The following is a 12,321-nucleotide window of genomic DNA, read 5'->3' as shown; positions in this document are numbered from 1 at the left end:
CAGCGATCACATTCCCTGTGGCGAGGGAGCTTGCTCCCGCTGGGGTGCGAAGCGCCCCCGTCTATCCCTGAAAAGAAGGGGACTGCTACGCAGTCCAGCGGGAGCAAGCTCCCTCGCCACAGGTAGAAAGCTGAAACCAAAAAGGGCGATCCATGTGGATCGCCCTTTTTTTGCCCAACAGAATCTGCGTCAGCGAACGGCGAGAATCGGACTGCCCAGCCGCTCCAGCAAGGTCGCCTGCGCGCTGCGCGGGTTCTGGTTGCCGGTCGGCGTGTTGCGGATGTAGCGACCGTCCGCCTGCAGGCTCCAGCTGTGGGTGTTGTCGGTCAGATAAAGCTCCAGCTCTTTCTTGACCCTCATGATCAGCTTCTTGCCCTCGACCGGGAAGCAAGTCTCTACGCGCTTGTCGAGGTTGCGCTCCATCCAGTCGGCGCTGGACAGGAACATCTGCTCTTCACCGCCATTGAGGAAGTAGAACACCCGGGTGTGCTCCAGGAAACGCCCGATGATCGAGCGCACATGGATGTTGTGCGACACCCCGGCGATACCCGGACGCAGGCAGCACATGCCGCGCACCACCAGATCGATACGCACCCCGGACTGACTGGCCTTGTACAGCGCGCGGATGATCTTCGGATCGGTCAGCGAGTTGAATTTGGCGATGATGTGCGCCGGTTTGCCATCGAGGGCGAACTGGGTTTCCCGGGCAATCATGTCGAGCATGCCCTTCTTCAACGTGAATGGCGCGTGCAGCAGCTTCTTCATGCGCAGGGTTTTCCCCATGCCGATGAGCTGGCTGAACAGTTTGCCGACGTCTTCGCACAAGGCGTCGTCCGAGGTCAGCAAGCTGTAGTCGGTGTACAAGCGGGCGTTGGCCGCGTGGTAGTTGCCGGTACCCAAGTGGGCGTAACGCACGATCTCGCCGGCTTCGCGACGCAGAATCAGCATCATCTTGGCGTGGGTCTTGAAGCCCACAACGCCGTAAATCACCACCGCACCGGCCGCTTGCAGACGGCTGGCCAGTTGCAGGTTGGACTCTTCGTCGAAGCGCGCACGCAACTCGATCACCGCGGTGACTTCCTTGCCGTTACGCGCGGCATCCACCAGCGCATCGACAATTTCCGAGTTGGCGCCGGAGCGGTACAGGGTCTGGCGGACCGCCAATACATGCGGGTCCTTCGCGGCCTGGCGCAACAGGTCGACCACGGGAGTGAAGGACTCGAACGGGTGCAGCAGCAGAATGTCCTGCTTGCTGATCACGCTGAAGATGTTCTCGCTGTTCTGCAGCAGTTTCGGGATCTGCGGGGTGAACGGCGTGTATTGCAGCGCTCGCTGACTGTCCAGGCCGGTGATGCTGAACAGGCGGGTCAGGTTGACCGGACCGTTGACCTGATACAGCTCGGTCTCGTGCAGGTTGAACTGCTTGAGCAAGTAGTCGGACAGGTGTTTCGGGCACGTGTCGGCCACTTCCAGGCGCACCGCGTCACCGTAGCGACGGGAGAACAGCTCGCCGCGCAGGGCGCGGGCCAGGTCTTCCACGTCTTCGGTATCGACCGCGAGGTCAGCGTTTCGGGTCAGGCGGAACTGGTAGCAGCCCTTGACCTTCATGCCCTGGAACAGGTCATCGGCGTGCGCGTGGATCATCGACGACAGGAATACATAGTTGTCGCCCGAGCCGCCCACTTCTTCCGGCAACTTGATCACGCGCGGCAGCAAGCGTGGCGCGGGGATGATCGCCAGACCGGAATCGCGACCGAAGGCGTCGATGCCTTCGAGCTCGACGATGAAGTTCAGGCTCTTGTTCACCAGCAACGGGAACGGGTGCGTCGGGTCGAGGCCGATCGGGGTGATGATCGGCGCAATCTCGTCGCGGAAATAGCGGCGCACCCAGGTCTTGATCTTGGTGGTCCAGTGACGCCGACGGATGAAGCGGACCTGATGTTTTTCCAGTTCCGGCAACAGAATGTCATTGAGGATCGCGTACTGACGGTCGACGTGACCGTGTACCAGCTCGCTGATGCGGGCCAGGGCCTGATGCGGTTGCAGACCATCGGCACCGGCCTGCTCACGGGCGAAGGTGATCTGCTTCTTCAGGCCAGCCACGCGAATCTCGAAGAACTCGTCCAGGTTGCTGGAGAAGATCAGCAGGAACTTCAGCCGCTCCAGCAACGGGTAGGACTCATCCAGCGCCTGTTCCAGCACGCGGATGTTGAACTGCAGTTGCGAGAGCTCGCGATGGATATACAGGCTGCTGTCATCCAGACCGGGAATCGCAATCGCTGGCGCCGCTGTTGCGGTTTCGGTCACCGCCGCGGGTGGAGCGGGTTCCAGCTCCGGCGGCGTCTCGGCGATTTGCTCGACCACGGGTTGAGCTTCTTTTACGGCAACTTCAGTGAGTCCTTCGGTATTCATGGAATGTTCCTGGGAGGGCTATTTCTGCTCTCGTAACAATTGAGCGGCGCGCACGGCAAAGTAAGTCAGGATGCCATCAGCCCCTGCACGTTTGAAAGCGGTCAGGGATTCGAGGATAACCCCTTCGCTCAACCAGCCATTCTGGATGGCCGCCATGTGCATGGCGTATTCACCGCTGACCTGATAAACAAAGGTCGGCACTTTAAATTCTTCTTTGACCTGGTAAAGGATGTCCAGATACGGCATGCCTGGCTTGACCATGACCATGTCCGCGCCTTCTGACAAGTCCGCCGCCACTTCGTGCAGGGCTTCGTTGCTGTTGGCCGGGTCCATCTGATAGGAGGCCTTGTTGGCCTTGCCCAGGTTCAGCGCCGAACCTACCGCATCGCGGAACGGGCCGTAATAGGCGCTCGCGTACTTGGCAGAGTAAGCCATGATCCGCACGTTGACGTGATCGGCCAGCTCCAGCGCTTCGCGGATGGCCTGGATGCGACCGTCCATCATGTCCGACGGGGCCACCACCTGTGCGCCGGCCTCGGCGTGGGATAGCGCCTGCTTGACCAGGGCATCGACGGTAATGTCGTTCTGCACGTAGCCCTCTTCGTCGAGAATGCCGTCCTGGCCGTGGGTGGTGAACGGGTCCAGAGCGACGTCAGTGATCACACCCAGTTCCGGGAACTGCGCACGCAAGGCGCGGGTGGCGCGTTGGGCGATGCCGTTCGGGTTCCAGGCTTCAGCGGCGTCCAGGGACTTGAGCTCCGGGGGCGTGACCGGGAACAACGCCACTGCCGGAATCCCCAGTTCGACCCACTTGGCCGCTTCTTCGAGCAACAGATCGATGGTCAGACGCTCAACCCCCGGCATCGACGCGACTGCTTCGCGACGGTTTTCACCGTCCAGCACGAACACCGGCAGGATCAGATCGTCGACGGTCAGAACGTTTTCACGGACCAGTCGACGCGAAAAATCATCACGGCGATTGCGACGCAGGCGGGTTGCAGGAAACAAACGGTTGGCGGGGGTAAAGCTCACGGCAGACTCCTGAGCCCGCTGGCGTGCGAGCGTGACAGTTATAAGCGGCCATTATGACCGTGGTATTACAGTTATGTGCACCCCTGCGGCAGGTAGTCGCATTCCATTGTCCTTGTAGGAAATGTTCACGTCGAGACACATTTGGACACTTTCATGAATGTTCACGAAGGGTTAGGCTGCGCGTTCATTTCGCCAGCATCCAGACAATGCTCCAACAATTTCTTCAGGAATTCGGCTACTTCGCCCTCTTTCTCGGCACGTTCTTCGAAGGCGAAACCATCCTGGTGCTCGCAGGCTTCCTCGCGTTCCGCGGATACATGGACATCAAGATCGTCACGATCGTGGCGTTCTGTGGCAGTTATGCCGGCGATCAGCTGTGGTATTTCCTCGGGCGAAAACACGGTCGCAAATTGCTGGCGCGCAAACCACGCTGGCAACTGATGGGTGACCGGGCGCTGGAACATATCCGCAAACACCCGGACATCTGGGTGCTGAGTTTCCGCTTCGTCTATGGATTGCGCACGGTCATGCCGGTGGCGATCGGCCTGTCGGGATATCCGCCGGGGCGTTATCTGCTGCTCAACGGGATTGGTGCTGCGATCTGGGCGACCGCACTGGCCGCAGCGGCGTATCACTTCGGCGCGGTGCTTGAGGGCATGCTGGGCAGCGTCAAGAAGTACGAGCTGTGGGTGCTTGGTGCCCTGCTGGTACTGGGCCTGGGCTTGTGGCTGCGCCGGCGTTTCAAGAATGCCCGTCTGGCGAAGAAGATCTACGCCGACGAGCAAGCCGAGCTGGCCAAGGCCGCCGAGACTAAGACGCCAACCGAGTGAAGCGGTCCCTGCAACAGTAGAGACCAATGCCGCTGAGCAGGCTGTAGCTGAACAGGCCGATCCAGCCCACTGCGCTGGCCGGCCACAGCCCGACTACCGGCGCCAGCCACACCAGCGGCACATTCGATGCCAGGCGCAGCAGCTCCAGTTTCAACGCCTGCGGGCGATTCTCCAGGGCCATGCCCAACGTAAACAAGCCGAACGCCACTGCGCCCCAGCCCAACACCAGCGCGGCAGTCGGCAAACGTGGCTCGAGGTTCATCAAATAGCTGCCCAGCGCGATGTAAACGCAGAACTGCAACGCCACATACACCTGCTGACGCCCGTCCAGCGGCACCTCGAATTTGCGGAACTGACTCAGGTCCGGTTTGTTCATCGGGTACTTGGCCGCCACATCCGCCGGCCGCCAGCCGGTGCGCATGAACCAGATCCGCAGCTTGTCCCATGTGCTTTCAGCCCGTCGCGCGTCATCCCAAAGCTGTGCGTAAAACTGCACGTTCGCCCACAACGGATTCCAGCTTGCCAACGGCGTGGTCACGCCGAAAATCACCGGCTCGTTGTCGTCCTCTTCCTGGAACGAGCCAAATAGACGGTCCCAAATAATGAACACCCCGCCGTAGTTGCGATCCATGTAGAGAGCGTTCTGTGCATGGTGAGCCCGATGATTGGACGGCGTGACAAAGAACCACTCGAACCAGCCGAGCTTGGGAATGTGTTTGGTATGCACCCAGAACTGATAGAGCAAGTTGAGTGCGGCAACGCTGATGAACACCAGCAACGGCACGCCGAGCACCGCCATCGGCAGGTAGAAAATCCAGCTCAGCAGAAAGCCGGTACTGGTCTGGCGCAGGGCCGTGGAGAGGTTGTAGTCCTCACTCTGGTGATGCACCGAGTGCGCGGCCCAGAGGATGTTGCGCTCATGGCCCATACGGTGCAGCCAGTAGTAGCAGAAGTCATAGAGGACGAAGGCAAACATCCAGACCCAGACGCTGTCGGCCGACAGTTCGAACAGCGCCAGGTGCTGGAGGGCAAACGCATAGGTCACCAGGCCGACGCCTTTGGTCAACAGGCCGGTAGTGGTCGACAACACCCCGGTGCTGATGCTGTTGATCGCGTCCGCCAGCCGATAATTGCTCAACCCGCGCCAGCGGTCCGCCAGCAGCTCGACGGCAATCAGCACAAAGAAAAACGGCACCGCATACAGAATGAAGTCCATTGACGCGCCCTGATCGGAATCTTGAGGACAGATGCTAGGTGTAGCCGCGAATTAACCCTATGGCAACGAGTGACAAATTAGTGGACATTTAACGCCATGAATCTGGAGAAAAACCCATGAGCAAAAAAATTGCAGTGATCCTTTCCGGCTGTGGCGTGTACGACGGCGCCGAGATCCACGAAAGCGTGATTACCTTGCTGCGCCTGGACCAGCGTGGCGCCGAGGTGCAGTGCTTTGCCCCCAATATCTCGCAATTGCATGTGATCAATCACCTGACCGGCGACGAAATGCCCGAGTCACGCAACGTGCTGGTGGAATCGGCGCGGATCGCCCGGGGCAACATCAAGGACATTCGTGAGGCCAGCGTCGAAGACTTCGACGCGCTGATCGTGCCGGGTGGGTTTGGCGCGGCCAAGAACCTGTCGAACTTCGCCATCGAAGGCGCCGGTTGCACCGTCCAACCGGACGTCCTGGCGTTGACCGAAGCGTTTGCCGAAGCGGGCAAACCGGTGGGGTTGATGTGCATTTCGCCGGCGCTGGCGGCGAAAATCTATGGGCCGGGTGTGACTTGCACCATTGGCAACGACGCCGATACCGCCACCGCCATGAACAAGATGGGCGCCACTCACCAGGATTGCGCAGTGAGCGACATCGTCGAAGACAAGGCGCGCAAACTGGTCTGCACCCCGGCTTATATGCTGGCCCAGAGCATCAGCGAAGCCGCCTCGGGGATCAACAAACTGGTCGACCGTGTCCTCGAACTGACCCACGAAAACGACGCTTAACGCGGTCAAATTGTGGGAGTGAGCCTGCTCGCGCCCACCTTTGATTTGAGTAAGGCTCAGGCTTTACGGGTCAGCCGAGTGAGTATCCGGTCAAGCGCATTGGCGAACGCCTGCTTCTCGCGCTCACCAAACGGCGCCGGCCCGCCACTCATCTGGCCTTGTTCACGCAGATCGGTGAACAGGTTACGCACTGCCAACCGATCGCCCATGTTCTGCGCATCGAATTCCTTGCCCCGCGGGTCCAGCGCTGAAACGCCGTTTTTCACCAGCCGATCGGCCAGCGGCACATCGCTGCAAATCACCAGTTCACCTGGCACCGCGTGTTCCACCAGATAGTCATCGGCGGCATCCGGGCCGCTGGGCACAACGATCAGCTTCACCAGAGCCAGGCCAGGTTTGATCTGTGGCTGCCCCGCCACCAGCACCACTTCGAACTGGCGCTTGAGGGCGAACTTCACCACCAGATCCTTCGCCGCCCGTGGGCAGGCGTCGGCATCGATCCATACGCGCATTATGTTTCCCTCCGTTAAAAGCTTCGCGGGCAAGCCTCGCTCCTACAGGATTCGCGCGTTATTTGGGGCCGCGTACAACCTGTAGGAGCGAGGCTTGCCCGCGAATATGAGCGCAGCGAATGCTCTTAAGAAACCTGCACCCGCCGCTTCTCCGCCATCCAGCTACGGCCATACAGCACCACAATCGCAACGATCGCCAAGCACTGGGCACTCAGCGAATACGCATCCGCGTGGATCCCCAGCCAGTCGAAGTCAAAGAACGGCACCGGCCGGGTGCCGAAGATTCCGGCTTCCTGCAACGCCTTCACGCCATGCCCGGCGAACACCACCGACAGCGCGCAGAGCAAACCGGCGTTGATGCTGAAGAACAACGACAGCGGCAGTTTTTGCGAGCCACGCAGGATCACCCACGCCAGCCCGACCAGCAACACCAGCGCCGTTGCACCACCGGCCAACACTGCGTTATGCCCCGCAGGCCCCGCCTGCAGCCACAGGGTTTCGTAGAACAGAATCACCTCAAACAGCTCGCGATACACCGAGAAAAACGCCAGCGTCGCAAAGCCGAAGCGTCCGCCGCCGCCCACCAGGCTGCTCTTGATGTAATCCTGCCAGGCTGCCGCGTGACGACGGTCGTGCATCCACACGCCCAGCCAGAGCACCATGACGGCGGCAAACAACGCCGTCGCACCTTCCAGCAATTCACGCTGCGAACCGCTGACATCAATCACATAGGCCGCCAGTGCCCAGGTCGCCAGACCCGCCAACAACGCCAGGCCCCAACCGACGTTGACGCTGCGAACCGCCGATTGCTGGCCGGTATTGCGCAGGAACGCCAGGATCGCCGCCAGCACCAGAATCGCTTCGAGGCCTTCACGCAGCAAAATCAGCAAACCGGAGATGTAGCTCAAGGACCAGCTCAAGCCGTCGCTGCCCAGCAGCCCGGCGGACTCCTTCAACTTGGCCTTGGCCGCGTCCAGACGCTGCTGGGCCTGGGCCACCGGAAAACCGTCCTGCAACGATTGACGGTACGCCATCAGGGACTTTTCGGTGTCCTTGCGCACGTTGGCGTCGACGTTGTCCAGCGAGCTCTCGACCAGTTCGAAGCCTTCAAGATACGCCGCTACCGACAAGTCATAGGCTTGATCATGATCACCGGCACGGTAGGCCGCGAGGCTCTTGTCCAGGGTGGCGGCGGTGTAGTCGAGCAACTGCGCCGGGCCGCGCTTGACCTGCGGCGGTTGCGCCCGCTGCGCACGGAACGTCGCGGCGGCTTGCGGGCCATCGGCGGCCTGCACTTCGGCTGGCGTCTGACGAGCGAGGTCGGCGATGTTGTAGGTCTTTTCGGATGTGGCGGCGGCCGGATCGGCGCTGAAACCGGCGATGTAGGTTGCCAGGTCCCAACGCTGGCGATCGTCCAGTTGATCGGCGAAGGCCGGCATGTCCGTGCCTTCGACGCCCAGGCCCACTGTGGTGTAGATCGCGTACAGACTCAGGTGATCCAGGCGCGCCGTGTCACGCAGATTGGCTGGCGGCGGCGTCAGACCGACACCCGCCGGGCCGTCACCGGCCCCCGTATCGCCGTGGCAGACCGAGCAATGCTGGGCGTAAAGCGGTGCACCACGGGTCGGATCCGGGGTAATGATCGGCGCCTGACTGACTTCATAGGCCACGGCCAGTTTCGCGCCGAGTTGCCGAGCCTGACGGGCCACGTCCGCGCCGTCCTGACGGGCATCGATTGCATTGCGCAACGTGCTGACGCCCTGCTCCAGCCCGGCTTTTTCAGGTTTGGCCGGCATCGCGGCGATCAAGCCTTGCAAGACCTTGATGAATTCCAGTTGCTCGCGGTATTCGGACTCGTCGACGACCTTGCCCGCTTGCACCGTCTGCGGGTAATCCGCACCGATGTAATCGAGCAAATGCAGGGCTTGCGGCGCGCCTTCCACGGTGGAAGCCAGCAGATTGAAACTGCACAAGGCAAACAGCGGCAACACCAGCCAGGCCAGGAAACGGGACGGGGCAGTCATGAATGAATCTCAATTGGAAATACGAAGTAACACATTGTTCACTTCCAATGACTTTCACTCAAGCTTTGTTAGCAAGTACCGGCGTTTCTGCAGGGGCTCCGGACATGAAAAAGGCGACCTCGGAGGTCGCCTTTTGTGTTCCTTGGTGCTTTAAACCGCAGCTTTGCGCAATGTCGCCATAAACGCCGCCGCACCGATGAACAGCCCGGCAAAGGTCCGGTTCATGCGTTTTTGCTGCTTGGGCGTGCGCAACAGGCGCAGCACCTTCGACGCCAACCCGGTGTACCCGGCCATGACGATCAGGTCGACGCAGACCATGGTCACACCAATGATCAGGTACTGAGCGAGCAGCGGTGCGTGAGGATCAATGAACTGCGGCAACACCGCCAGCATGAACACCAGAGCCTTGGGATTGCTGATATTGACCAGGAACCCACGGAACACCAAAGCCAGCGGCTTGCCGATCTGACGCACGGCCGCGTCGTCACTCATGTCGCTGGGCAGCGCGCGCCATTGCTTGACCGCGAGATAAACGAGGTAGGCCACACCGAACCATTTGATCGCATAGAAAGCGGTGGCTGATGCCGTGAGAATCGCACCCACACCGGCGCCGACAATCGCGATCTGTACCGCCAGGCCCAATTGCAGGCCCAGGGCGTTCCAGTAACCGCGCCAGAAACCGTATTGCAGACCGCTGGACATCGACGCAATGGCGCCGGCACCGGGAGACAGACTGATCACCCAACAGGCGGCAAAAAACGCCAGCCATGTTTGAAGCTCCATTGCACACCTCGACTCAGACTTGTGACAGACGTCTAAGCTAATGCGGCTTTGGGCTGATGACTACCGATTTTTTGAAGGATAGAGCGACTGCCGACCAACGTTTTATGACTTTTGGTCCCATCGCGAGCCGGCTCACGCCCACAGTTGAAATACGTTCCCCTGTGGGAGGAGCCTGCTCGCGATAGCGGTGTGTCCGGCAACAGAAGGTTTACTTTTCGATCCCGCTCAACGGAAACACATCACTCCCGCGCCAGCGCCGAACCGAACGCTGGAAGAACAGACTGTTGGGCACTTGCACCATGGCGCTGCCGGTACCCAGTTCTTCCGCTTCAATCAGCGTGGTGTAAAGCAGATTGATCGCCACCACCCGGCCTTTGACGCCGGGTTTGTCGGTGGTGTCCACCAACTCGACGACGTCACCGATGCGGAACGGGCCGACGGTGAAGATCAGGATCGCGCACAGCAGGTTGGACAGCACGCTCCACATGGCGAAGAACGCCACTGCCGCGACCGCAACAAACCCGGACAACGCGGTCCAGAGCACGGTGGCCGAGACTCCGAGGCGTTCGAGTACGAAAATCAGCGCACTGCCCATGATCAGCCAGCGCAAACCTCCGCGCAGCGGCATCAGCAGTTGCGGTGGAAACGGGTAGCGCTCGCCCAGGCGCGTCAGGCATTTAGCGACGAAGCGCTGGGCAAAGTAACCCGCCAACAGAATCAGCAGGATTTGCGCAGCGAACCAGATCGGCTCGCCCCACCCCGCCGGCAGCGGCAGCTTGAAGGCTTCCATCAGGACAGCGCCTCCAGCTCCGCCTGCATGCTTTCGAGCAGTTCCAGGGCTTCCATCCAGGCTTCTTCGAGTTCGGCTTCACGCACCTTCAACTTGGCCTGTTCAGCCAGCAGATCGCGCAAATCGTTCTTGCGCGCCGGTTCGTAAATGTCACTGTCGCCGAGGCTGGTATCGATCTTCGCCAGTTTCTCGTGCAGCTTGCCCAACTCGGTTTCGAGCTTGTCAGCCTCACGCTTGTGCGGTGCCAGTTGCTGACGCAACGCAGCAGCGGCCTGGCGCTGGGCCTTCTTGTCGGTCTTGTCCGGGTTGACCGGGGTGTTGCTGACCGGCGCATTGCGCTGACGGTAGTCGACCAGCCAGCGGGCGTAGTCTTCCAGATCGCCGTCGAACTCCTCGACCTTGCCGTCGGCCACCAGATAGAAATTATCGGTGGTGCTTTTGAGCAGATGACGATCGTGAGAGACCACCAGCACCGCGCCACTGAATTCCTGCAGGGCCATGGTCAGCGCCAGGCGCATTTCGAGGTCCAGGTGGTTGGTCGGTTCGTCGAGCAGCAACAGGTTCGGCCGATCCCAGGCAATCAATGCCAGGGCCAGACGGGCCTTTTCGCCACCGGAGAAATTCAGCACCGGCTCGTCGATACGCGCGCCACGGAAGTCGAAACCGCCGAGGAAGTCGCGCAGGGTCTGCTCGCGTTCGGTCGGCGCCAGACGCTGCAAGTGCAGCAACGGGCTGGCCTTGGAATCGAGGGAATCGAGCTGATGCTGGGCGAAGTAGCCGACGACGGTGTTCTCACCACGGGTCAGGCGCCCGGCCAACGGCGAGAGTTCACCGGCGAGGTTCTTGATCAGGGTCGACTTACCGGCACCGTTCGGGCCAAGCAAACCGATCCGCGCACCGGGGGTCAGTTGCAGCTTGACCTTCTCCAGCACGGCTTTGTCGCCATAACCCAGGCGAGCGTCCGACAGATCGATCAACGGGCTGGAGATTTTCTGCGATTCACGGAAGACGAAGTCGAACGGCGAATCGACGTGGGCGGCGGACAGCTCTTCCATCCGCTCCAGCGCCTTGATCCGGCTCTGGGCCTGACGGGCCTTGGTGGCCTGGGCCTTGAAGCGGGCGATGTAGCTTTCCATGTGCGCACGTTGCGCCTGCTGCTTCTCGTAGGCCTGCTGTTGCTGGGCCAGGCGTTCGGCACGGGCGCGTTCGAAGGCGCTATAACCACCGCGGTACAGAGTGATCTTGCGCTGGTCAACGTGGGCGACGTGATCGACCACGGCGTCGAGGAAGTCCCGGTCGTGGGAAATCAGCAGCAAGGTGCCGGGATAGCTTTTCAGCCATTCTTCGAGCCAGATGATGGCGTCGAGGTCCAAGTGGTTGGTCGGTTCGTCGAGCAGCAGCAGGTCCGAGGGGCACATCAAAGCCTGCGCCAGGTTCAGACGCATCCTCCAGCCACCAGAGAAATCTCCTACCGGACGATCCATTTGCTCGTTAGTGAACCCAAGACCGGCCAGCAGCTTGCGAGCCCGGGCGTCGGCGGTGTAACCGTCGGCACTGTCGAGTTCCGCGTGCAGACGGGCCTGAGCGGCGCCGTCATGCGATGCTTCGGCAGCGGCGAGGTCGCGTTGCACCTCACGCAGGCGCAGGTCACCATCGAGCACGTAGTCGACCGCCAGGCGTTCGAGGGTCTCGATTTCCTGACGCATGTGGGCGATGCGCCAGTCGGCCGGCAGGAAGCAGTCACCCGAGTCCGGGTGCAGTTCGCCCCGAATCAAGGCGAACAGGCTCGATTTGCCGGCGCCGTTGGCACCGATGAGGCCGGCTTTGTGGCCGGCGTGCAGGGTCAGCTCAGCGTCTTCTAGCAGACGTTGAGGGCCACGCTGTAAAGTCAGGTTCTGAAGTCGAATCATAATGGCGGCGGAGTCTACCAGCTTCGC

General features: G+C 61.0%; 10 protein-coding genes. 2 read left to right on the top strand and 8 right to left on the bottom strand.

Annotated features, from left to right (window positions below; genetic code table 11):
• Nucleotides 1-189: 189 nt before the first annotated feature.
• Entirely contained in the window at nt 190-2,412 is a 2,223-nt protein-coding gene (gene ppk1, locus FHL16_RS00435) for a polyphosphate kinase 1 (RefSeq protein WP_010465040.1), read from the bottom strand.
• Nucleotides 2,413-2,430: 18 nt separating this feature from the next.
• Nucleotides 2,431-3,444 carry a porphobilinogen synthase gene (gene hemB / locus FHL16_RS00430; protein WP_077747160.1) on the bottom strand — a complete coding sequence of 338 codons (1,014 nt, stop codon included), beginning with the start codon at nt 3,442-3,444 and terminating at the stop codon, nt 2,431-2,433.
• A 206-nt stretch (nt 3,445-3,650) separates the two neighbouring features.
• On the opposite strand from hemB, the gene FHL16_RS00425 reads away from it, so the two are divergent.
• On the top strand, nt 3,651-4,274 hold the full coding sequence (locus tag FHL16_RS00425) for a DedA family protein (RefSeq protein ID WP_077747159.1): 624 nt from the start codon (nt 3,651-3,653) through the stop codon (nt 4,272-4,274).
• On the opposite strand, the gene FHL16_RS00420 is transcribed toward FHL16_RS00425, so the two are convergent.
• Nucleotides 4,255-5,490, bottom strand: a complete 1,236-nt coding sequence (locus tag FHL16_RS00420) for a sterol desaturase family protein (protein ID WP_077747158.1) — start codon at nt 5,488-5,490, stop codon at nt 4,255-4,257. The two genes, FHL16_RS00425 and FHL16_RS00420, sit on opposite strands and share 20 nt — an antisense overlap.
• 116 nt (nt 5,491-5,606) lie before the next feature.
• Here FHL16_RS00420 and elbB point away from each other — a divergent pair, with 116 nt between their 5' ends.
• Nucleotides 5,607-6,275 (top strand): isoprenoid biosynthesis glyoxalase ElbB, encoded by a 669-nt coding sequence (gene elbB / locus FHL16_RS00415; protein ID WP_077747157.1) that lies wholly within the window; start codon nt 5,607-5,609, stop codon nt 6,273-6,275.
• Between the two features lie 56 nt (nt 6,276-6,331).
• On the opposite strand, the gene FHL16_RS00410 is transcribed toward elbB, so the two are convergent.
• From FHL16_RS00410 to FHL16_RS00390, 5 genes are all read right to left on the bottom strand, one after another.
• Nucleotides 6,332-6,787, bottom strand: a complete 456-nt coding sequence (locus FHL16_RS00410) for a YaiI/YqxD family protein (RefSeq protein WP_010465051.1) — start codon at nt 6,785-6,787, stop codon at nt 6,332-6,334.
• A 125-nt stretch (nt 6,788-6,912) separates the two neighbouring features.
• On the bottom strand, nt 6,913-8,811 hold the full coding sequence (locus FHL16_RS00405) for an FTR1 family protein (RefSeq protein ID WP_077747156.1): 1,899 nt from the start codon (nt 8,809-8,811) through the stop codon (nt 6,913-6,915).
• Between the two features lie 150 nt (nt 8,812-8,961).
• On the bottom strand, nt 8,962-9,594 hold the full coding sequence (gene rhtB / locus FHL16_RS00400) for a homoserine/homoserine lactone efflux protein (RefSeq protein ID WP_010465055.1): 633 nt from the start codon (nt 9,592-9,594) through the stop codon (nt 8,962-8,964).
• Between the two features lie 208 nt (nt 9,595-9,802).
• The gene (locus FHL16_RS00395; protein ID WP_077747155.1) at nt 9,803-10,384 is read right to left on the bottom strand and encodes a mechanosensitive ion channel family protein; all 582 of its coding nucleotides are present in this window, start codon (nt 10,382-10,384) and stop codon (nt 9,803-9,805) included.
• A complete protein-coding gene (locus tag FHL16_RS00390) occupies nt 10,384-12,294 on the bottom strand; it encodes an ATP-binding cassette domain-containing protein (protein ID WP_077747154.1) in 1,911 nt (636 codons plus the stop codon). The genes FHL16_RS00395 and FHL16_RS00390 overlap by 1 nt, the downstream gene beginning before the upstream one ends.
• Between the last annotated feature and the right edge of the window lie 27 nt (nt 12,295-12,321).

It is taken from the genome of Pseudomonas sp. FSL W5-0299 (genome assembly GCF_005930655.1).
GTDB lineage: Bacteria > Pseudomonadota > Gammaproteobacteria > Pseudomonadales > Pseudomonadaceae > Aquipseudomonas > Aquipseudomonas mandelii.
This window is presented reverse-complemented; position numbering and strand designations above follow the sequence as displayed.

Coding starts and splice junctions, on each gene's coding strand:
- ppk1 (WP_010465040.1), bottom strand. CDS start 2,412: ATGAATACCGAAGGACTCACTGAAGTTGCCGTAAAAGAAGCTCAACCC.
- FHL16_RS00425 (WP_077747159.1), top strand. CDS start 3,651: ATGCTCCAACAATTTCTTCAGGAATTCGGCTACTTCGCCCTCTTTCTC.
- FHL16_RS00420 (WP_077747158.1), bottom strand. CDS start 5,490: ATGGACTTCATTCTGTATGCGGTGCCGTTTTTCTTTGTGCTGATTGCC.
- elbB (WP_077747157.1), top strand. CDS start 5,607: ATGAGCAAAAAAATTGCAGTGATCCTTTCCGGCTGTGGCGTGTACGAC.
- FHL16_RS00410 (WP_010465051.1), bottom strand. CDS start 6,787: ATGCGCGTATGGATCGATGCCGACGCCTGCCCACGGGCGGCGAAGGAT.
- FHL16_RS00405 (WP_077747156.1), bottom strand. CDS start 8,811: ATGACTGCCCCGTCCCGTTTCCTGGCCTGGCTGGTGTTGCCGCTGTTT.
- rhtB (WP_010465055.1), bottom strand. CDS start 9,594: ATGGAGCTTCAAACATGGCTGGCGTTTTTTGCCGCCTGTTGGGTGATC.
- FHL16_RS00395 (WP_077747155.1), bottom strand. CDS start 10,384: ATGGAAGCCTTCAAGCTGCCGCTGCCGGCGGGGTGGGGCGAGCCGATC.
- FHL16_RS00390 (WP_077747154.1), bottom strand. CDS start 12,294: ATGATTCGACTTCAGAACCTGACTTTACAGCGTGGCCCTCAACGTCTG.